The organism is Macrococcus sp. DPC7161, assembly GCF_004117835.1.
Classification (GTDB): domain Bacteria; phylum Bacillota; class Bacilli; order Staphylococcales; family Staphylococcaceae; genus SDSC01.
On record NZ_SDSC01000001.1, the window covers coordinates 522,940 to 543,458 of the forward strand.

24 protein-coding genes are annotated in these 20,519 nt (G+C 31.1%); 2 read left to right on the forward strand and 22 right to left on the reverse strand.

Annotated features, from left to right (window positions below; all coding sequences use genetic code 11):
- Positions 1 to 11: 11 nt before the first annotated feature.
- From ER639_RS02580 to ER639_RS02675, 20 genes are all read right to left on the reverse strand, one after another.
- Positions 12 to 2,780 carry a 2-oxoglutarate dehydrogenase E1 component gene (locus tag ER639_RS02580; RefSeq protein ID WP_129064189.1) on the reverse strand — a complete coding sequence of 923 codons (2,769 nt, stop codon included), beginning with the start codon at positions 2,778 to 2,780 and terminating at the stop codon, positions 12 to 14.
- Positions 2,781 to 2,873: 93 nt separating this feature from the next.
- Positions 2,874 to 4,238, reverse strand: coding sequence for a HAMP domain-containing sensor histidine kinase (locus ER639_RS02585; RefSeq protein WP_129064190.1), 1,365 nt, complete (start codon positions 4,236 to 4,238; stop codon positions 2,874 to 2,876).
- Positions 4,235 to 4,906 (reverse strand): response regulator transcription factor, encoded by a 672-nt coding sequence (locus tag ER639_RS02590; RefSeq protein WP_129064191.1) that lies wholly within the window; start codon positions 4,904 to 4,906, stop codon positions 4,235 to 4,237. Before ER639_RS02590 ends, ER639_RS02585 begins: the two co-directional genes overlap by 4 nt.
- A 10-nt stretch (positions 4,907 to 4,916) precedes the next feature.
- Complete coding sequence (locus ER639_RS02595; protein WP_129064192.1) at positions 4,917 to 5,516, reverse strand: GNAT family N-acetyltransferase; 600 nt, start codon at positions 5,514 to 5,516, stop codon at positions 4,917 to 4,919.
- A gap of 202 nt (positions 5,517 to 5,718) precedes the next feature.
- The gene (locus tag ER639_RS02600) at positions 5,719 to 6,339 is read right to left on the reverse strand and encodes a phosphatase PAP2 family protein (protein WP_129064193.1); all 621 of its coding nucleotides are present in this window, start codon (positions 6,337 to 6,339) and stop codon (positions 5,719 to 5,721) included.
- Between the two features lie 13 nt (positions 6,340 to 6,352).
- Positions 6,353 to 7,426: an undecaprenyldiphospho-muramoylpentapeptide beta-N-acetylglucosaminyltransferase gene (locus ER639_RS02605; protein WP_129064420.1), complete on the reverse strand. Its 1,074-nt coding sequence runs from the start codon at positions 7,424 to 7,426 to the stop codon at positions 6,353 to 6,355.
- A gap of 9 nt (positions 7,427 to 7,435) precedes the next feature.
- On the reverse strand, positions 7,436 to 8,911 hold the full coding sequence (locus ER639_RS02610) for a S41 family peptidase (protein ID WP_129064194.1): 1,476 nt from the start codon (positions 8,909 to 8,911) through the stop codon (positions 7,436 to 7,438).
- 159 nt (positions 8,912 to 9,070) lie between these two features.
- Entirely contained in the window at positions 9,071 to 9,292 is a 222-nt protein-coding gene (locus ER639_RS02615; RefSeq protein ID WP_129064195.1) for a YozE family protein, read from the reverse strand.
- Between the two features lie 2 nt (positions 9,293 to 9,294).
- Positions 9,295 to 9,795 carry a PTS sugar transporter subunit IIA gene (locus ER639_RS02620; RefSeq protein WP_129064196.1) on the reverse strand — a complete coding sequence of 167 codons (501 nt, stop codon included), beginning with the start codon at positions 9,793 to 9,795 and terminating at the stop codon, positions 9,295 to 9,297.
- Between the two features lie 19 nt (positions 9,796 to 9,814).
- Positions 9,815 to 10,237 (reverse strand): peptide-methionine (R)-S-oxide reductase MsrB, encoded by a 423-nt coding sequence (gene msrB, locus ER639_RS02625; protein ID WP_129064197.1) that lies wholly within the window; start codon positions 10,235 to 10,237, stop codon positions 9,815 to 9,817.
- The gene (gene msrA, locus ER639_RS02630) at positions 10,230 to 10,757 is read right to left on the reverse strand and encodes a peptide-methionine (S)-S-oxide reductase MsrA (RefSeq protein ID WP_129064198.1); all 528 of its coding nucleotides are present in this window, start codon (positions 10,755 to 10,757) and stop codon (positions 10,230 to 10,232) included. The genes msrB and msrA overlap by 8 nt, the downstream gene beginning before the upstream one ends.
- Positions 10,758 to 11,321, reverse strand: a complete 564-nt coding sequence (locus tag ER639_RS02635; RefSeq protein WP_129064199.1) for a DUF2140 family protein — start codon at positions 11,319 to 11,321, stop codon at positions 10,758 to 10,760.
- On the reverse strand, positions 11,311 to 12,156 hold the full coding sequence (locus ER639_RS02640; RefSeq protein ID WP_129064200.1) for a DegV family protein: 846 nt from the start codon (positions 12,154 to 12,156) through the stop codon (positions 11,311 to 11,313). Before ER639_RS02640 ends, ER639_RS02635 begins: the two co-directional genes overlap by 11 nt.
- 17 nt (positions 12,157 to 12,173) lie before the next feature.
- A complete protein-coding gene (locus tag ER639_RS02645) occupies positions 12,174 to 12,890 on the reverse strand; it encodes a lysophospholipid acyltransferase family protein (protein ID WP_129064201.1) in 717 nt (238 codons plus the stop codon).
- Positions 12,883 to 13,368, reverse strand: coding sequence for a dihydrofolate reductase (locus ER639_RS02650; RefSeq protein WP_129064202.1), 486 nt, complete (start codon positions 13,366 to 13,368; stop codon positions 12,883 to 12,885). The genes ER639_RS02645 and ER639_RS02650 overlap by 8 nt, the downstream gene beginning before the upstream one ends.
- Positions 13,369 to 13,376: 8 nt before the next feature.
- Positions 13,377 to 14,330 (reverse strand): thymidylate synthase, encoded by a 954-nt coding sequence (locus ER639_RS02655; RefSeq protein ID WP_129064203.1) that lies wholly within the window; start codon positions 14,328 to 14,330, stop codon positions 13,377 to 13,379.
- 207 nt (positions 14,331 to 14,537) lie between these two features.
- Positions 14,538 to 15,380 (reverse strand): hypothetical protein, encoded by an 843-nt coding sequence (locus ER639_RS02660; protein WP_164993336.1) that lies wholly within the window; start codon positions 15,378 to 15,380, stop codon positions 14,538 to 14,540.
- Positions 15,328 to 15,765, reverse strand: a complete 438-nt coding sequence (locus ER639_RS02665; protein ID WP_129064205.1) for a BrxA/BrxB family bacilliredoxin — start codon at positions 15,763 to 15,765, stop codon at positions 15,328 to 15,330. Before ER639_RS02665 ends, ER639_RS02660 begins: the two co-directional genes overlap by 53 nt.
- A 73-nt stretch (positions 15,766 to 15,838) precedes the next feature.
- Positions 15,839 to 16,945, reverse strand: a complete 1,107-nt coding sequence (locus ER639_RS02670; protein ID WP_129064206.1) for a conserved virulence factor C family protein — start codon at positions 16,943 to 16,945, stop codon at positions 15,839 to 15,841.
- A 10-nt stretch (positions 16,946 to 16,955) separates the two neighbouring features.
- Positions 16,956 to 17,138, reverse strand: a complete 183-nt coding sequence (locus ER639_RS02675) for a zinc-finger domain-containing protein (protein WP_240663978.1) — start codon at positions 17,136 to 17,138, stop codon at positions 16,956 to 16,958.
- A gap of 121 nt (positions 17,139 to 17,259) precedes the next feature.
- On the opposite strand from ER639_RS02675, the gene ER639_RS02680 reads away from it, so the two are divergent.
- Both ER639_RS02680 and ER639_RS02685 read left to right on the forward strand, forming a co-directional pair.
- Positions 17,260 to 17,943, forward strand: coding sequence for a queuosine precursor transporter (locus tag ER639_RS02680; RefSeq protein ID WP_129064207.1), 684 nt, complete (start codon positions 17,260 to 17,262; stop codon positions 17,941 to 17,943).
- Positions 17,936 to 18,322, forward strand: a complete 387-nt coding sequence (locus tag ER639_RS02685; RefSeq protein WP_129064208.1) for a ribonuclease HI family protein — start codon at positions 17,936 to 17,938, stop codon at positions 18,320 to 18,322. The genes ER639_RS02680 and ER639_RS02685 overlap by 8 nt, the downstream gene beginning before the upstream one ends.
- A 19-nt stretch (positions 18,323 to 18,341) precedes the next feature.
- On the opposite strand, the gene ER639_RS02690 is transcribed toward ER639_RS02685, so the two are convergent.
- Both ER639_RS02690 and ER639_RS02695 read right to left on the reverse strand, forming a co-directional pair.
- A complete protein-coding gene (locus ER639_RS02690) occupies positions 18,342 to 19,178 on the reverse strand; it encodes a bifunctional 5,10-methylenetetrahydrofolate dehydrogenase/5,10-methenyltetrahydrofolate cyclohydrolase (RefSeq protein ID WP_164993337.1) in 837 nt (278 codons plus the stop codon).
- Positions 19,179 to 19,260: 82 nt separating this feature from the next.
- The gene (locus tag ER639_RS02695) at positions 19,261 to 20,424 is read right to left on the reverse strand and encodes an aminotransferase class I/II-fold pyridoxal phosphate-dependent enzyme (RefSeq protein WP_129064210.1); all 1,164 of its coding nucleotides are present in this window, start codon (positions 20,422 to 20,424) and stop codon (positions 19,261 to 19,263) included.
- Positions 20,425 to 20,519: the final 95 nt, after the last annotated feature.

The window sequence follows — 20,519 nt, forward strand, 5'->3', positions numbered from 1 at the left end:
TAATTTCCCCCTTAAATTAATAAAGCATTTTCTATGATTTTAGCTTGTACTGCTTTGTGTGCTTCTCCGTCACCTTCAGCTGTACTAGAACGCTTTTCACGTCCGTAATATGATAATTTAATTTTATCGTTTTTAATTTCGTTTAACAATGGGTAAATATAATGCCATGCCCCTTGATTTTCAGGCTCTTCTTGAACAAATCCAATTTCAGTCGCTTTCACTGATGCTAATATCGCTTTAATCTCATTTTCAGGTAAAGGATATAGTTGCTCTAATCGAATTAAAAGAATTTCATCATTTGGATTATTTTGTAATGCTGAATATAAATCAATTGCCATTTTACCGCTCGCAATTAATACTTTTTTAACTTTTGTCTTTTTATATTCATCAACTATAATTGGTTGGAAATGACCTTCAGTGAATTTTTTAATTGGTTCAGCAACGAATTGATTTCTTAGTAAACTTTTTGGACTCATTACTACTAATGGTCTCATCGCTTCACTACCCAAATAGTGCGCTTGGCGTCTTAATAAGTGGAAATAGTTTGAAGTCGATGAAACATTCGCAACAGTCCAGTTATTTTCAGCTGCAAGTTGTAAATAACGTTCTAATCTTGCAGATGAATGTTCAGGACCTTGGCCCTCGTATGCATGTGGTAATAACATTGTCATCCCAGATGTTTCGCCCCATTTAGAATTTGAAGCTGATATAAAGTTATCAAAAATCATTTGTGCCATATTTGAGAAATCCCCGTATTGTGCTTCCCAAATCGTCATTGCCTTTTTATTTTGAACATTGTATCCATACTCGTAACCTACAACAGCAGCTTCAGATAACGGTGAATTGTGAATATCAAATGAAGCTTTAATATCAGAAATATGCTGTAACGGTGTATGTTTTTTGCCTGTTTTTGTATCGTTTAATACAGCATGACGTTGAGCAAAAGTACCACGTTCTGAATCTTGTCCTGTTAAACGTACAGCATTTCCATCTTGAATGATTGAACCAAACGCTAAAATTTCAGCATGGCCCCAATCAACCAATCCATCTTTTGTAAATGGATCTTGACGACGTTCAAGAATTTTTGCAAGTTTATTAAACGGTGTAAAGTCTTCAGGGTATGTTAATAATTCAGCGTTCATTTTTTCGAGTCTTTCATATGGTACGCCAGTTTCAACTTGATCATAACCGTTTACTACAGCAATAGGTGGATTCATTTCACTATCAATTTTTTTCAACGTTTTATCAATTTTTTCGTGAGCCGTTTTAAGATTATTTGTTACTTCATCAAAAATGGCATGCATTTCATCTTCAGTAAGCACTTGTTCACTTACTAATTTTTTACCATATAATAATTCAATACTTAAATGCTGCTTAACCTCATTATATAATAATGGATTTGTCACAAATGGTTCATCCATTTCATTATGACCATAACGACGATAACCAACTAAATCAATGACAAAGTCACGATTGAATGTTTGACGGTATTTCATTGCTAAAATAACTGCATCAATACAAGCTTCAATGTCATCAGCATTGACATGAATGATTGGGATATCATAGCCTTTAGCTACATCTGTAGCATAAGTTGTTGATCTTGAATCGTATGGCTCAGTTGTAAATCCAATACGGTTATTCGTAATAATATGAATTGATCCACCTACTGAATACCCATCTAGACTACTTAAATTCATACTTTCAAAGTTGATACCTTGACCTGGGAAAGCAGCATCACCATGAATTAAAATCGCTAAAGCTTTATTAAAATCTTGTATTGGTTGATGGCCAGAAGTGTCTTCTTGATCTGCTCTTGTTTTACCTAATACAACCGGTGCTACAATTTCTAAATGACTTGGATTATTTGCAAGCGTAATATATTGTTTTACACCATGTTTTTCTGTTGTTTTTGTTCCACCTAAATGGTATTTAACATCTCCTGTCCATCCTTTAGTGACACTTAATGAACCATCTTCAGGAATAAATGGTGTAGGATCCATATGCATAAATTCAGAAAGCATCATTTCATATGGTTTTTCTAAAACGTGCGTTAATACATTTAAACGGCCACGGTGTGCCATTCCAATTTGAATGTTTTCAATTGCATTAGAAGCTGCAATTTTTAATATTTGTTGAAGCATAGGTACTAAACTATCAACCCCTTCGATAGAAAAGCGTTTTGCACCAACAAAATTTTTATGAATGTATTTTTCAAAGCCTTCTACTTCTGCTAAACGTTTTAATAATTCTATTTTCTCTGACTTAGAAAAATTTGATTTTTCAGTGGATTCGATTGTACGTTTTAACCAATCACGTTCATCACTATTATTAATATGAGCATATTCATATGCAATGCTACCTTGATATATTGATTTCATATGATCGATGGCTTCGTATGCATTATTAAACATCTCACTAAAATGTTCAGATACAATACTTGCTGGTAAAGCTTTTAAATCATCAGCAGTTAATCCAAACTCTTCAAAAGATAACTTAGGTAGGTTTTCTCTTTCTGGTTTATATAAAGGATAAATATCCGCAGTTAAATGTCCATATGTTCGCACATTATCGATCAATCGCATGATACTTTTAACTTTTTCAGCAGCCAAACTTGAACCACCGATACTTGGCCCCTGATTTGAAATTGTTGAAAATAAAACTTTCAGTTCGTCATTGACACTATTTGGATCATCTTGGTATGATTCAAACATTTCAAGCAAAAGACCTAAATTTGTTCCGAATCTAGGTGGTGCTTCTTCAAAATTGTTGTTTTTACCCATGGATTTCCCCCCAATAAAAAATAAAACGTTTCCAATCCCTATTTTATCACTGTAAAGTGGTATTTTAAAGGGAAAGAAACGTATTTTTTAAGGTTAATCTCTAAATTGTATAATAATTTTAGTATATTGATTCACAATACTTTCTACTTCAACATGACCATTATAAGTAGAAATTAATTTTTGAGCAATGGATAAGCCTAAACCATTGCCACCTTTTGAACGGGCTCTAGATTTATCCACACGATAAAATCGATCAAATACATGTGGAATATCCTCTTTTGGGATACCTTCGCCATGGTCAATGATTTCAATTTGTGAAAGTTTATTTCGATAGTGCGTTCTAATCTGTATTTTTTTGTTGATTGTATCGTATTTAATTGCATTGTCTAAAAATATTAATAATATTTGTTCAAAGTGCATTCGATTGATATGTAATTTAATCACTTCTTTATTCGTATTAAAATCAAATTGATAATCATCATGCAAAGCCTTGATTGCATTTATTCTAGATTTAATCTCTTCATTGATATCAATCTCTTCAATGGTTGCTTGTTCTAATGTTGACTTATCTTTAGTAAGAATTAATAATTCTTCAACAAGTTTATTAATACGATTCATTTCTTCAATACTAATATGTAACGATTCATCTAAAATATCTTTGTTATTTTTTCCCCAACGATTAATTAAGTTTAAATGACCATCTATAATTTGTAATGGTGTCCTTAATTCATGTGAAGCATCCTCAACGAATTGTTTTTGTTGGTTAAATGCGGCTTCTAATTCCTCCATTAAATCATTAAATGTTTCTATCATATCGTCTGTTTCATAATATGAGGTAGACATAGATAATTTATTTTGGAAGCCATCACGTTTAATTTGTTTCATTTTATTGCTTAATTTTCGTATTGGTTTTGTGATTTGATTAGAATATAAATAACTAATGACTGCAGTTAAAAATAATGCGGTTAACCCAAACATACTCGCTAATATAATCATATATTGTATACCGTTATAATAGTTGGTCATTGGTTGGACAATCATAATATATCCACTAAAGTTAACTGTATGAACGGGTGCAGTTAATGACATGTATGGAATATCTTTTTCTTTTTGTTCATTTACGACAAGCGTATTTGACTTTTCAAAAAGAGGATGCAAATCTTGATTCTCTATATTTTTACTTTTGAATAGTAAATCACCTTGATTATTAAATAAATACATTTGTTGTGCATCAGAAATCGAAGCACGCACATCATTATCCATTAACGCACCCGGAGACTTTTCATCTAATAATCGAGCAATTTCAAAAATATTTCGTTTCACCGATTGGACTTCCTGTTGCTTTAAATAAACACTTATAAAGTAAATAATAAATAAACTAAATAATAAAAAGATAAAAAAAGTAAGCGAAGTTGTTAAGAGCATCCATTTTGTTCTTAATGATTGTGATTTTTTCATCGAATCACATACCCTACACCACGCACAGTTTCAATCATTTTATGTAACTGGAATGGCTTTAGTTTATTTCTTAAATAACGAATGTAAACATCTACTACATTTGTTTCTACTTCACTTTCATAACCCCAAACTTTTATCAAAATTTGTTCTCTTGAAAGCACATGATTTTTATTTTCTAATAATAGTTTTAGTAATTCAAATTCTGTTTTTGTTAGATCAATTTTTTCTTGATTTACTGTTACGATGAATGCATCTAAATCAACAGTTAAAGCATCATAAGTCAAAGTATTCTCGGATTCAGGTTGTTTCGCTTGTCGTCTAATAATTACACGTAACCTAGCCAATAGTTCTTCTATAGCAAAAGGCTTAACGATGTAATCATCGGCACCATAATCTAAACCAATGACTTTATCGATCGTATCACCTTTTGCGGTAATCATAATGATAGGCGTTTGTTTTTCTTTTCTTATTCTTCTACAAACTTCTAAGCCATTTAATTTAGGTAACATTAAATCAAGTAAAATACAGTCATAATGCTGATTTAATGCCATTTCTAATCCTTCTTCACCATCATGACTAATCGAGACTTCATATTTTTCATGCATTAATTCTAATTGAATAAATCGAGCTAAGTTTTGTTCATCTTCAATAATTAATATGTGATGCATACCCATCATCCTATTTCGTATTGTATTTTTCTTGTAATTGTTCAATTTTTAATTTAACGTCTGGCCATTCATCATCAATGATTGAATAAATTACTAAATTTCGTTTGACACCATGTAACGTACGTTCTTTTCTTAACACACCTTCTTTTGTAAAGCCAATGCGTTCAATAGCTTTATTAGATCGTTCATTACGTTCATCAGCTTTAATTTGTACTCGAGCCATTTTTAATGTTTCAAAACAATATTCAAGCAATAAATATTTAGAATCTGTGTTTACATAAGTTCGTTGTGCTTTAACGCCAAACCAACTCGCACCGATTTCACATGATTCATTTTCATAATCAATGTATTGTAGTCTCGTTGAACCAACGACTTCATTGGTTTCTTTCATCACTACAATAAATGGAAGTGTAGAAAGTTCTTCTCTTAAACTGATCGCATTAATGACCCATTGTTCTAATAATCGATAATCTGTTGCTTGGAAAAGCATATATGACCAAATAGATTCATGATTTATTTTATGTAATTCTTGTACATGTTCGTACTGCATAGGGATTAGTTTTATTCTATCATTTTCTAAAATAATAGAATCAAATAAGTTAATCGTCAATGTTGCACCTCACTATCCAACTTTCATATCAAAATGATAACAGGAAAAATCCATTTTGCATAATTGTAAACGATTCCATAAACAAAAAAACCTGACATAAAGTCAGGTTAATGGGCATAAAGGGGGTTACTTGAAAATGCTCAATTTGAATTAGAGGGGGAACTCTTTATAATTGAGAATCATTTTCAATTACTATTATACCTTAATGAGAATGATTGTCAATTAGTTTATTTAAAATTAATTGTGTCAATAAGATACTGATTACGCCACCTATGATACCAGCAATAATATCTGTAGGATAATGTACACCTAAATATACACGAGAAATTGAAATCATTAATATTGTAAAGACACATAAACCAATTAAATAAGGCTTATACGCGTTGTTAGATCGATTGATTAAAACTGCTAAACTACCAAAAAAGGCGGTCGATCCCATGGCATGTCCACTTGGAAAGCTGAAGCCAGTAATATCAATCAAACGTAAAAGCGTTGGACGCTCTCTATCAAATATATTTTTTAATAGTGGATTTAAACTGCCTGAAATCATCATTGATAAAGCGAAAAATAAGGCTTCTATTTTCATTTTTTTCAGCATTAAATAGCAAACGACTAACATGCTTAAAACGACCATTGACCATACTTCGCCTATCTTTGTATAGCCTAACATGACAGAAGTTGTTATAAAGCTTTCAGACGAATAAATAAATTCATAAACTTCATTGTCAATCCATTTACCTAACCTAGATTCATGGAAAAATGCAATAATACCAAAAATAATTGTAAATATTAATAATAAAGTGATGCGTTTTGCTCTATTCATAATAGCTCCTTCGTTATTTTGACTTAATATCCTGTAACATCTTGTCTAATAAGCGCTCAGGGGTATAGTGGAATGCATTTTTTGACATTTTTTGCACCATTTCATCACGTTCAAATTCAATATCATTTAAACTTTCAAGTAACGTAGAATGATTGAGATAATCTTCTTGAATGACTTTAGCATAACCGGCTTTTTCAAACACTTTAGCATTTTCTATTTGATCGCCCCTACTTTGGTCAAGACCAAGAGGAATCAATAACATTGGCTTTTTTAATGCTAAAAATTCGTAAATTGAATTTGCTCCAGCTCGAGAAATAATCGTATCGCTAATTGCATACAAATGCATCAATTCATCAGAAACGTACTCATATTGTATATAGCCAGGCTGATCATATGACTGATCAACCAATCCTTTTCCAGTTAAATGCACAATTTGATAGGAAGCTAATAAAGATGATAAATTTTGACGAATGATTTCATTTATCTTTTTTGAACCTAATGATCCACCCATAATCAATAAAACTTTTTTATCTTGATTGAAACCTGTTAGGTCATAACCTTTATTAACATCTCCTAAAAATAAATCATCACGGATAATACTACCTACATAATCTGCTTTTTGCTTGTCAACGAACTTTAAAGTTTCTTCGAAGTTGGTATACAATTTGGTTGCAAATTTCAATGAAATTTTGTTCGCAAGTCCAGGTGTAACATCAGATTCATGGATGATAATTTTGATGTTTAAAATTTTTGCCGCAATGGCTACAGGTACAGAAACAAACCCACCTTTTGAGAAAATAAAATCAGGTTGCTCCTTCTTTAATACCATTAATGCATCCAATACCCCTTTTTGTACTTTGAATATGTCTTTAACATTTTCAACTGATAGATAACGTCGTAATTTTCCACTTGAAATAGGGATATATTTAATATTTGGAAACTGTTTATTAACGACTTCTTTTTCTATACCCGTTTTTGAGCCGATATATATCACTTCATAACCTCTTTTTATGGCGATTGGCATAATTGCTAAATTAACTGCAACATGTCCTATTGTTCCGCCACCCGTAAATGCGATTTTCATAATGACCTCCAACTATTTTACGTATTCTATAGCACCTTTTAATTGTGTATCATTTTTTTGTAATTTTTCTTTTAATAATTGAGTGAATTTTTTGATTGATGGTTTATCCATTAAACCTGTGTTTGGCACTTGTTCAGTAACTTGGAACTGATTGACAGCATTTAATGTTGCTTGATCAAATGTATCATCAACTTTTCCTGGATCGTAACCTAATGCTTTAAGTCCTATTTCTAAAGTTTTGATATCTTCAGACTTTTCACCTAAGCTAAATACTTTGTTTTCATCTAGTATATGAATATTGGCATAAGATGGTAGTTTTATTTCTTTATCAGGGGTAATACCTTTCTTATGTATCCATGTTTTATTTGGTGATAGCCATTTTGATAAAGTGTATTTCAACATAGAATCATCTTTATACGGTGTTGCAGTTTGTACAATACCTTTACCAAAAGATTTTGTACCGACAATTGTTGCTTTATTATGATCTTTTAAAGCCAATGCAAAAACTTCAGATGCACTTGCAGATCCTTCATTAAGTATGATTGCTGTTTTTAAATCTTTAGTAATTGGATTTTGAGGATTTTTTGCTTTTAACGCTTTTTGAGTACCATCACGTTCCTCTGAGTATAAAATGACATCACCACGGTCTAAAAATTCATTTGCCATCTTACTTGCTTCATCTAAGTAACCGCCAGGGTTATTTCTAAAATCAAGTACTAATTTTTTCATACCTTTCTCATCCATTTTAGTCAAGGCATTATGAAATTCTTTTGCAGTTCCTTCTTGGAATTTATTAATTGTGATCACTGCAACATGATTTTTTTCCATTTTTGATTCTACACTATCTATATGAATCGTATCACGCACTATTTTAATATCAAATGGTGCATTATCCCCTCTTTTAAGCGTAAGTGTTACGGTTGTCCCTTTTTTTCCACGAATTTTAGAAACAACTTTAGATGTAGACATACCACTAATATCTTTACCATCTATTTTAATCAGTTCATCTTTTGATTTAACGCCAGCTTTTTCAGCTGGAGATGCTTTTATGGGACTTGAGATAATGATTTTGCCATCTTCTTCGCCCATTTCGGCACCTATTCCTGAAAATTCACCACTCATTTCTCCTGTAAAACTTTCCTGTTCAGCTTTTGTCATATACTCACTATATGGGTCATCTAAACCAGAAACCATTCCTTTAATGGCAGCATCAACAAGTTTTTCTTTATCTACTTTTTTATAATAATCTTTTGTTAATGTATCATAAACCGTATAAAACTTTAAAAACTCTGATCGTTTTGGTCCGTTCTGATCAATAACTTTTTCATTGCCAAATAATATGGCTAAACTTGTTACTGCTGCTGTAAGAATAATACAACTGAGCAATGTCATAATAAACTTAAATGGTGAGAGTTCGATAGTTCTACTACCTTTATTTTTATCATTATTTTTTGTTGCTGTTTCATTCATGTTTGAATTATTTTCCATAGTTTCACATCCTAAATTATCTTATGTCATTTTATCAATAATGATAAGGAATGAAAAGAATATCGGTAGTATTTATAAGAATTCGACAAAAAAAGAGCATGAAACAATAAATTGTTTCATGCTCTTTTACTTATTAACGCTTTAATTTAACCTCATCAATCAAAACTTCAACCACTCAGTATAACGTTCATAAAGCGTATCAAAAAGCGATAATGAAAGTTCACTTGGACCATAATTTTCTATATAATCACTGAGTTCATGAAATGAAGTTGCACTCTTTGGAAACATTAAATCTTGATATACTGCTTCAGCAAAGACGCCTTCTTCATTTTTTTGTCCTCGCAACGTTTGAGTATATTGATAAAAAGATAAAGTTTTCATTATTATTTTACTTCAATTTTAAGAACAGTAGTTTCACCTTTAACAACATCTGTTACATTGTTAATTTCAAAGTTTGAAATAACATCTGAGTTTGTGATAATTACAGGTGAAATAATTGATGACGCTTTTTCTTGAATTAAAGCAATATCAAAGTTTAATAAAGCTTCTCCAACTTCAACTTTATCTCCCACTGCTACTTTAGTTTCGAATCCTTCACCATTCATAGCAACTGTTTCTAAACCGACATGAATTAGCACTTCTAATCCATTATCAGCTTTAATACCAATAGCATGTTTTGTTGGGAATACATTTACGATTTCACCTTTAATTGGTGATACTACAGTACCTTCAATTGGTTCAATTCCAAATCCTTCACCCATCATTTTTTGAGCAAAAACTGGATCAGGAATGTTTTCTATTGCTACATATTTACCAGAAATAGGTGCTTTTACTTCAATTGTTTTAGGTGCTTCTTCTGATTTACCAAATAATTTTTTAAACATGTCAATTCCTCCAATTATTTTAAAATAACTTTATAAATTCACTATACCCTAATTCTTCTAACTTTTCATAAGGAATGAATACAATACTTGCAGAATTTATACAATATCGTAAGCCGCCTAATTCGCTTGGTCCATCATTAAACACATGTCCAAGATGTGCATCACTCTCTGATGACCTCACTTCTGTGCGCAACATGCCATGACTTTTATCTACGAGTTCAATAATTTCATCATTGTTAATGGCTTTAGAAAAACTTGGCCATCCACAATGAGATTGAAATTTGTCTTGTGAAGTGAATAAAGGTTTACCACTTAATTTATCAACATATATTCCTTTTTCAAAGTGGTTATCATATTCATTTTGAAAAGGAGGTTCAGTTCCTTGTTCTTTAATAACATAATATTCTAAATCCGTTAAATCTTCTATTCTTTTTTTAATCATTCGACTTCCCCCAGTGTGCTTCAATAAAGGATTTTCTTCCAGATCCACGGTAATATCCTTCATAGTGTGTAGGATTTTTTAAATAATAATCTTGGTGATGACTTTCAGCTGGATAAAAGTTTTGATAAGGTAGAATATCAATATCTATTGGTTTATCAAAAATGTATTGTGCATCAATTTCGTTGATAATGCTTTCAATTAATTGAAGTTCATTATCATCATTATAGAAAATTGCAGGTTGGTATGATTCTCCACGGTCAAAAAATTGTCCATAACGATCTGTCGGATCGAATGTTTTAAAATAATGTTTAATAATCGTTTCTAATGAAACAATATTTGGATCATACTCAATTTGTACTGCTTCTCTATGACCCGTTGTATTTGTACAAACTTGTTCATAAGTAGGGTTTTCAACATGACCACCACTATAGCCACTCACTACTGATAGAACACCCTGAATCTTATGGAAAGGTTTAACTAAACACCAAAAACATCCACCTGCTAAAGTAATTTGCATGATTTACTCCTTCAACATGAGCTTAAATACCCATTGATTTTTTGAATTAATCGTTTTTAACTTCAACTGATTTTTCCCAAACTTTAAAGCATCTAATTGATATATAAATTGTTCATTGTCAATATCAACACTAACGTCTTTTGGTAAATTGCCAACCTTTTTAACGAGTTTCAATTGTTGCTTTTGAGATATGGGAAGTTGTCCAATTGAAATATCTTTAACTTTTAATATTAAGTTCCCATTTTGTGATACTGAAGGAACTGTATCAATTTGTGTCTTTACATTTAAACCATAAACTTTTGTTTTTGATTGAATGATTATATGATGGTCTTCAAATGACAATTTCGTATTTGGATCATCTGAAATTAAGTATTTAGATACAGTTTCTTCATCTAACAATATATAGTTAGATGAAGAATGATTTATCGCTGTAGTTTGTTCATGTTCTTTCATCGAGGGTTCACTTGAAATCAACTGCGTTAACATAAATAAAGTAACCCCATTAACTAAAAGCAACAGCAGAAATAAAATTAGCCAAATTGGCGAATAAATGATTTTACGCATCATAACCTAATATTGATAGACCAATTGCACCAGGACCGGTATGTGTTGATACTATTGGCGTTGTTACATTGATTGTAATTTCATGTTGAGTAAATTCAGCAAGTTGTGCTTGTAATTTTTCTTTAAGTTCATCAGCATCTGCAACAGAAATACCAATTTTTAATTGTTTATAATGTGAATGCATTGATGCAACTTCTTTTTTCAGAAGTTTTACTACAGCATTATAAGTTCTCGCATTCTGTAAAACATGAATTTCGCCATCTATTACTTCTGCAACTGGCTTTAAGTTCATTAGACCACCTAAGAAACCTTTGCCTCTTGAAATACGTCCACCTTTTGTTAAGTGATCTAATTGAGAAATTACTAAAAATAATTTAGTTCTTTTTTTCAAATGATCAATTAACGTTAATAATTCATCCATCGATTTACCCGCATCAATGGCTTCTGCTACTTCTTGAATTATCATGCCATATGCTTGTGAAATAAAACCACTATCTACGACTTGAACATTACCTTCTACCATTTTACTAGCAGTTTCTGCACTATTGACAGTACCACTTAAGCGATGTGTCATATGAATACTTAAAATATCATAACCTTCGTTAATATATTTTTCATATATTTCAACAAACTTACCTGTAGGTGGTTGAGATGTTTTTGGAATGTCATTTAATACTTTTAATTGGTCTAAATACTCTGAAGAAGAAATTTCTTCTTGATCGAGATATGTCTTTCCATCAATTATAATATTTAATGGAACTTGAATAATTTCATGTTCTTGTATAAATGCTGGATTCAAATCATGTGTTGAATCGACTACAAGTTTAATTTTGTTCATTTTTAAAACCTCTTTTTTTATAAGTCATTTTCAATGATATCATGTACTTTGTTTGCAACTTCTTGTAATGAATGATCTTGGAAAATCGTTGGATTAATAGGAGGATGGATTGTTACGAATACTGTTCCAGGTACCATCTTTTTACTATTATATTTTTCCATAATATCACTCGTTCCTTTAATAGAAACAGGTATAATTGGAACATTGGCACTTTTGGCAAGTTTAAAACTTCCCGCTTTAAATTCATTCATGCCTTTTCCCTTACTTCGAGTGCCTTCAGGGAAAATCAATATGCTGTGTCCTTCTTTTAATGCACTTACACCATCTTTAATCATTTGAATTGATGAACGTCTATCGGTTCTATCAAGATAGATACAATTCATTAAATTCATCCATCTTGATAAAAAAGGAATTTTTTCAACTTCTTTTTTTGAGACGAATCCGAATGGCTTTTCAAGCGCGTGTATCATTACAGGAATATCAAAGTTGCCTTCATGATTAGAAACGATTAATACACCATCGTGATTGTCTTTTAAAGAACCTTCGACGATCACTTTAACACCAGCACGTCTTAATATTCCTTTTGCCCATTTTCTAGGCATTTTAAACCCAAATGTATCTCTGTCATAAACATTTTCTATTTGATTTAGCTGATTTTCAACGGATTTGATTTTTGGTGTTACAAAGGCAGCATAACCAACGATATAACTCACTGTTCTCGCTAATCTAAACATCTTTTTTCCTCGCTAAATGTAAAAATTGATGCGGTATTGTATTTTTTTCGTCTAATAGTCCCTCTTCAATAGAGAGTACTTCAAATTGTTCAAAAGTATAATGTGGAAAAAAGGCATCACCTTGGTGTACTTGATCGATGATTGTCACATACATATCATCAACCATATCCATTGTTTGTTCGTATAAATTTTGGCCACCAAAAATAAATACATGGCCGTCTAATTCCTTAATCTCATCTAATGAATGAATGACATCAGCATCTGGCAATTGATAATTTTTATCTCTTGTCAGCACAACATTTCTTCTGTTTGGTAAGGCTTTGCCAAGTGATTCATATGTTTTTCGACCCATGACAATTGTATTACCTGTTGTTAAAGCTTTTACACGCTTTAAATCATTTGGTAAATGCCATGGCATCTTATTTTCATAACCAATCACTAAATTTTTATCATGACAAGTAATAATTGATAACATAATGGTCTCCTTTATACTGCAATGGGTGCTTTAATCGCAGGATGCGATTGATAATTAATGATTTCTAAATCTTCATAGTTCAAATCAAATAAAGATTTATCTGAATTAATTTTAATTTGAGGTAAATCAAAGCTGCTTCTTTGCAATTGTTCATTCACAGCATCAATATGGTTTGAATAAATATGGGCATCGCCAATGGTGTGCACAAAATCACCAACTTCTAACCCACATTCTTTTGCAACAAGATGCGTTAATAAACTATAGCTTGCGATATTAAATGGAACTCCTAAGAATACATCAGCAGACCTTTGATACAATTGGCATGACAATTTACCATCTTGAACATAAAATTGAAACATTGTATGACATGGTGGCAGAGCCATTGTATCTATTTCACCAGGGTTCCATGCTGAAACAATATGTCTTCTACTTTCAGGATTCTTTTTAATGTTTTCAATCACTTCAAACAGTTGATCTGTCGCACCATCTTTAGTTTCAAAATTTCTCCATTGTTTTCCATAAACATTTCCTAAATCGCCATATTTTTTCATAAATGCATCATCATTTAAGATACGATGTTTAAATTGTGCTAATTCTTCTTGATATAGTAAATTGAACTTTTCATCTTTTAATGAACGGTGTCCAAAGTCTGTCATATCAGGACCTTGATATTCATCACTTTCAATCCACTTCTTGAATGCCCATTCATTCCAAATGTTATTGTTATATTGTAGTAAATATCTAATATTAGTATCTCCTCTAATAAACCAAATTAATTCAGTGGCAACCAATTTGAAAGATACTTTTTTTGTTGTTAATAGCGGAAAACCTTCTTGTAAATTAAAACGCATTTGATGACCAAATACCGATAAAGTACCAGTGTTCGTTCTATCGTCTTTATTTTTTCCGGTTTCTAATATGCGATGACATAAATCGAAATATGCTTTATCACAAGAATTCATCACGACACCTCTTCCGTTTTTATGTACTTTACTTTATAATACAGTTATATACTGAATTTTTAAAGAATAACTCTCACTAACAATTGAATAAGTGTAAATGTTATCTGTAAATAGGGGTGAATAGAATGGGTACTGAAATGATGGTTGTTTCTGGTTTATTTTTATTATGTTGTTACATGATTTCAATGTGTATTACTGAATAAAGGATGCTTATGCATCCTTTTTTTTATTGATAACACCGTAATGTGTTTTCGATCTTTTTTGAATCAATCTTTCAAAAGGATACTTTATAAATAAATCCGATTGATAATGCCCTCTTAATATTAATTTATGACGCATGAATTGGATTAAATATGACATTAAAGTATCGTTGTCCTCTTTATAACCTTCGTTTCTAACATGATTAACTAATACATTAATATTGGATACATCAACAGTTTCTTCATAAAAAGGATCTAAATAAATTACATCAGCTTCAAAAACGTTTTTATCAACATCTTGAATACTACCATAGATAAATTTAATTCTGTCATATAAAACTTTATCGTAAAAATAAATACCCCACTTTACTATCAAATGCGTATATATATCTTTCTCAAAGGCTATTATTGATGACTGCGTATAATATTTAGCTACTAATGTTAAATCATTTCCTAACCCGGTTGTACAATCCACAAATTCAAAGGCATCATCTTTGTTTTTATTAATACATGAAATCAATGGTGGTAATTGATGGTGATTCGCAATGTTTTTAAGCTTAACTCTTGAAGTATTCTCATGATAAAAAATTTTGTCAATAGGTGAAAAATAAAGCTTTGGACCTGTATGTTCTATAACAATTAAAGGTGTATTGTCATTTTGGAATAATTGTTTAATCGTCTGTTTCTTTCTTTTAATCCATTTGATGTCTAAATTCGGATAATTTAAAAGGTCATTTTCAACCCATTTCATATGATGCAAAATCACATCATCTATAACTACAGATGATGTGATTCTCAATTTATTCACAATGATCATCAAATGCTTCTTTGATGTCCATACAAATTTCTTCAACAGGTCTCCCTTCAATATGTTCTCTCGGAATGAAATGTACTAGACTTTGCCCTTTAAATAATGCCATTGATGGACTAGAAGGTGCTTGTGCGATGAATTCACGCATTGTTTCAGTTGCTTCTTTATCTTGTCCAGCAAATACTGTTACTAAATGATTTGGTTTTTTAGGATTCTGCGTTGCAACAGTTACTGCAGCTGGTCTTGCAAGTCCTGCTGCACAACCACATACCGAATTAATGACAACAAATGTTGTTTCATTTTCATTAATATTATTAAAATAAGTTTTGACACTCTCTGCATTTTCTAGTGATTGAAATCCGTGCTCAGTCAATTCACTTCTCATACCGTTTGCTAATTGTTTCATATATTCTTCATAAGCATTCATTATAATTACTCCTTAGTTATGATAAAATTTTTATTATTGTTATTTTCGTATTTGATTTTTTATTATATAAAGATTATTGATTTCTATTCGCTATTTGTTTCCAAACTGAGCCAACAGCCGCTTCACCATTTTTAATACGTTCATAAGCTTGTTGCACTTGTAATTTTACATCGAAAGCCTCATCATTAAGATGTTTTTCTAAATAAGGTAAACTTGTCTCATTACCTTCATCATAGATAAACATTGCTGCACGCCACCTTACTATTGCACTTTTATCATCTAGTGCGTTATGCATCACTTCTAGGCTTTCTTTGAAACCTAAATCACTAAGTGTGTCTCCTGCTGTTCTTCTAATTTGGATATTAGAATCTTGCATTGCCTGATGAAGTCCTTCTAAAGCCACCTTATCTTCTAACATACCTAAAAATACAACTGCTAATCTTCTGATTTGAGGCTTTTCATCATTTAAAGCATTTATAATAAATGGTAAGTCTTCAATTGTTGGTTTTGGATAGTGATCTAAAATTCTATATCTTGTTTTCCAATCTTGTTCATTATTAAATGTATCTATTGATACCCTTTTTAATTGTTTTTGTTCAATAATGTTATCAGAACTTAGTGCTTCTTGTACTTTTGCATGTAATATATCATTTGGATATAAAGCATCTAATTCTTCTTTTATAGTAGCAATAATATCATCAACACTACCATACCTTACGCCAAAGTCATGCCATTTTCGTAAATAGATAACATTGTCTGTATCTTTTTGTGCTTGCATCATTGCATCAATAAAACGTACATCTAATTGCTTCCTTGTTTCCTCATCACCATAAGTTACTTTAATTTGATACGGAATATTTTTGAAAAACAATACTTCGACGTGATGATCTAAAGGCTTTTGTTTCATCGATTTTGATTCAGTGACATCATTTTCAAAGCATGCTTTAATTTTAGGAATAAGCTTTTCCCAATCTGATTTTGGCTGTTTATCAATAGATATAAAATTTAAAGCATAAAAGATTGAACTGACTTCATCTATGCCTAACAATGCATTAATAAAATCTGGCTGATCATCTTTAATCTCTTTAAATGTTACACTTTTATTATCAACCTTGGATTCACTCAATGTAAATTTCATTGTATTTGGACTAGGTGTTGGTGAAATATTAATAATCTTCATATATAACCTCCTATTGTAATGCAGTACCTAATTGTTTTATCTCAATGCCAATTGAACACTTTTTAATACAATAATGATGTGCATAATGTTTATTTTTTAATTTTAGATGATATGCTTTGAGTGCACAATGGTCACAATATTTCATTGAAATCAAATCAATTTGCTTGAGTGCATGCTTTTGTTCAATATTCAAAAAATCACCTCAAAATGCATTATAACAAATACAATTTGCAAGTGTTAGCATGTTGTTTTATAAGGGTTGCAATATTGCACTTTCCAGTTATAATAAATAAGTATTTTAAAAGGAGGTCAATATGAATAATGAATTAATGGCTGTTGTTGCATTTTTAGTGACATATATTTTATTAGTCATCATGTATAAAAGTTTTGGTAAAGAAGGTTTACTGGTTTGGGTTGCCATTGGTACGATAATTGCAAATATTCAAGTTACAAAAACGGTCGTATTATTTGGCATTACAGCTACTTTAGGAAATGTATTATTTGCAAGTATTTATCTGGCAACAGATTTAATCAATGAAATTTATGGCCGTAAAGAAGCGAAAAAAGCCGTTTGGTTAGGATTTAGCTCTGCAATTATTATGACGTTACTTGTGTCTATTTCGTTGCATTTTACACCAGCGGAAAGTGACATTGCACAAAAAAGTTTAGCGACTTTATTTGGTATTGTACCGAGAATTGTTTTTGGGTCTATTATTGCATACATCATTGGACAATATGTTGATGTATTTTTGTTTAATTTGATTAAAAAATATTTCCATACTGATCGTACATTTTATATTCGTTCTTATGGAAGTACGATGATCAGTTCAATTGTGGATACTTCTTTATTCACATTAATTGCATTTTATGGTTTGATGCCAAATCAAGTATTATTTCAAATTTTTATCACAACGTACTGTTTTAAATTCTTATCTACATTATTAAATGTGCCTTTCGGATATATGATCAAGGACATTTACAAAAGACAAAATGGTTAAAGTTTACATAGATGCTTCTACAAAACAATCGCCATTAAACAGTGCTTGTGGTATTGTCATTAAATCAGATACATCAAATCAACCCATAGAATATGGACAACATTTAGGTGCAATTGATAATCACATCGCTGAATGGCAAAGTTTAATTATCGCAATGGATTTATTAATTGCCAATCAATTTAAACAAGCATTAATATTTACGGATTCTAAAATAGTTGCAGACTCTATTGATAAGTTATACGTAAAAAATAAAGCGTTTCTTCCTTATCTAGAAGCTTATCAATCCAAAATAGATTATTTTGATTTGTGTTTAGTCAATTGGATTCCAAGAAACGAAAACAAGCATGCGGATCATATTGCAAGAAAATATTTAAAATAAAAAAAGGCCATTGGCCTTTTTATTTTTGCATTATACATGCATTTAATGTATGTTTTGCTAAAGTGTAAGTTGTCACCGTCCCCACACCACCTGGCACGGGTGTAATGTATCCTGCCACTGATTGCACAGCATCATAACAAACGTCTCCACATAATTTTCCATTTTCATCAACATTAATACCTACATCAACAATCACAGCACCAGGTTTTACATGTTGACTTGAAATAAGACCAATAACACCTGTAGCCACAATAATTAAATCAGCATCGATACATTCTTTAACTAAATCCTTTGTGTCTTTATGACAAATCGTCACAGTAGCACCACGTTCAACCAATAAGTGAGCAGCTGGACGGCCAATCACCATTCCAAATCCAACTAATGCTACTTTTTTACCAACTAAATCAAAGTTTATATGTTCAAGAATTTCAAGAACTGCTTCAGCTGTACATGGTAAGAACCCTTTCTTACCATCCTTATATAATTTAGACATGTTTACATTGCCAATACAATCTACATCTTTTAATGGATCTATATTTTTTTCGACATAGTCAATTGATAAATGTTGCGGTAAAGGCTTTAATAACAAAATACCATTGATACTGCTGTTTTGATTAACATCGTCAAATGTCTGATCGAACATTTCCTGCGTTACATCTTCAGGCAATACAATAGATTCAACTACAATTCCTAAAGGTTGTAATTGTTTTATTACTGATTTCTCATATGAAATTTCACTTGAACGATTCCCAATCCTTATTATCCCTAAACAAGGTTTAATGCCATTTTCAATGGATTGAATGATTACTTGTTTGATTGGTTGAATAACGTCCATTCCTTTAATAATTTGAACCACAATTTTTACCTCCATTTTGATAGCGTTTACATCAATTATATCAAAAAAATTTTAAAAAAAATAAAGGGTTTCCCCTCTATTTTTATTTTTTCGCTTCTAATTTATTAATAAATTGTTCTAATCGATTACAAGCTTCCACCAATGTTTCCATGCTACAAGCAAATGACAAACGTATATGTCCTTCACCAAATTCTCCAAAAGCAAGGCCAGGTACAACTGCTAGTTGGACACTTTCAATTAAATCATTTGCAAATTGAAATGAATCATTTGAGTATTTCTTTATTGATGGGAAAATATAAAATGCACCTTTAGGTTTGACAACATCTAATCCCATATTTAACAATCTTTGATAAACATAATTTCTACTTTCAATATACGATTTATTCATTATTTTAGGTAAATCAATTTGATTTGTAAGTGCTTCAATCGCCGCATATTGACTTGGTAATGCGGCACAAATTGTATTATATAAGTGCACCGTTGTTACTTCTTCAATAATGCGATAATCACCAACGACATATCCAATACGCCAACCAGTCATACCATGAGATTTACTCAATCCATTCACTACAAGTACTCTATCTCTTATTTCAGGATATATCACCAATGAATAGTGTTCACATTCTAGTGTATTTTCCGCATAAATTTCATCAGATACTATAAAGATATCTAATTGTTTCAAACCATCTACCAAATCATCCAATTGTGCTTTAGTATAAGTTGCACCTGTAGGATTTGTTGGATAATTTAAAATGATAGCTTTCGTTTTATTTGATACTGCGTTTAATAAAGCTTCTTTCGTTAAAATATAATCTGTACCTGTTGTATCAATAAATTTTACTTTACCACCTAATAGTTCGACAATGGGTTCATAGCCAAGATAAGTTGGTGCTGGGATAATTACTTCATCACCTTCATCTAATATGGCTCTTAAAATAGCATCTATCCCTTCACTTCCACCAATAGTGACAGTTATTTCGCTGTTTGGATTAAAAGTTGCATTGTAACGATCGATATAATAATTACTAATAGCCTGTCTTAATTCAATTAATCCCATATTGTGCGAATATTTCATTGTTTTTTGTTCAATGGCATGAATGGCAGCTTGTTTTATTGGTTGTGGTGTATCAAAATCTGGTTGACCTAAAGTTAAGTCAATACAATCATTGTAAAGTGCAACCTTATTTGCAAATTGTCTCGTACCTGGTACCTCGATATTTTGAATTCTTTGATTTACGTTTGGCATACATTCACTTCCTAATTAAAAATTAGTATTATAGTAGCACAAATATTCTGATTTTTCATCGCTTTAACTGAATAAAATGTATTTTAAATTAAATT

Coding starts and splice junctions, on each gene's coding strand:
- ER639_RS02670 (WP_129064206.1), bottom strand. CDS start 16,945: ATGAAGATTATTAATATTTCACCAACACCTAGTCCAAATACAATGAAA.
- ER639_RS02620 (WP_129064196.1), bottom strand. CDS start 9,795: ATGTTTAAAAAATTATTTGGTAAATCAGAAGAAGCACCTAAAACAATT.
- ER639_RS02635 (WP_129064199.1), bottom strand. CDS start 11,321: ATGATGCGTAAAATCATTTATTCGCCAATTTGGCTAATTTTATTTCTG.
- ER639_RS02615 (WP_129064195.1), bottom strand. CDS start 9,292: ATGAAAACTTTATCTTTTTATCAATATACTCAAACGTTGCGAGGACAA.
- ER639_RS02600 (WP_129064193.1), bottom strand. CDS start 6,339: ATGAATAGAGCAAAACGCATCACTTTATTATTAATATTTACAATTATT.
- ER639_RS02640 (WP_129064200.1), bottom strand. CDS start 12,156: ATGAACAAAATTAAACTTGTAGTCGATTCAACACATGATTTGAATCCA.
- msrB (WP_129064197.1), bottom strand. CDS start 10,237: ATGATTAAAAAAAGAATAGAAGATTTAACGGATTTAGAATATTATGTT.
- ER639_RS02695 (WP_129064210.1), bottom strand. CDS start 20,424: ATGCCAAACGTAAATCAAAGAATTCAAAATATCGAGGTACCAGGTACG.
- ER639_RS02685 (WP_129064208.1), top strand. CDS start 17,936: ATGGTTAAAGTTTACATAGATGCTTCTACAAAACAATCGCCATTAAAC.
- ER639_RS02585 (WP_129064190.1), bottom strand. CDS start 4,238: ATGAAAAAATCACAATCATTAAGAACAAAATGGATGCTCTTAACAACT.
- ER639_RS02665 (WP_129064205.1), bottom strand. CDS start 15,765: ATGAATGCTTATGAAGAATATATGAAACAATTAGCAAACGGTATGAGA.
- ER639_RS02645 (WP_129064201.1), bottom strand. CDS start 12,890: ATGTTTAGATTAGCGAGAACAGTGAGTTATATCGTTGGTTATGCTGCC.
- ER639_RS02590 (WP_129064191.1), bottom strand. CDS start 4,906: ATGCATCACATATTAATTATTGAAGATGAACAAAACTTAGCTCGATTT.
- ER639_RS02680 (WP_129064207.1), top strand. CDS start 17,260: ATGAATAATGAATTAATGGCTGTTGTTGCATTTTTAGTGACATATATT.
- ER639_RS02610 (WP_129064194.1), bottom strand. CDS start 8,911: ATGGAAAATAATTCAAACATGAATGAAACAGCAACAAAAAATAATGAT.
- ER639_RS02580 (WP_129064189.1), bottom strand. CDS start 2,780: ATGGGTAAAAACAACAATTTTGAAGAAGCACCACCTAGATTCGGAACA.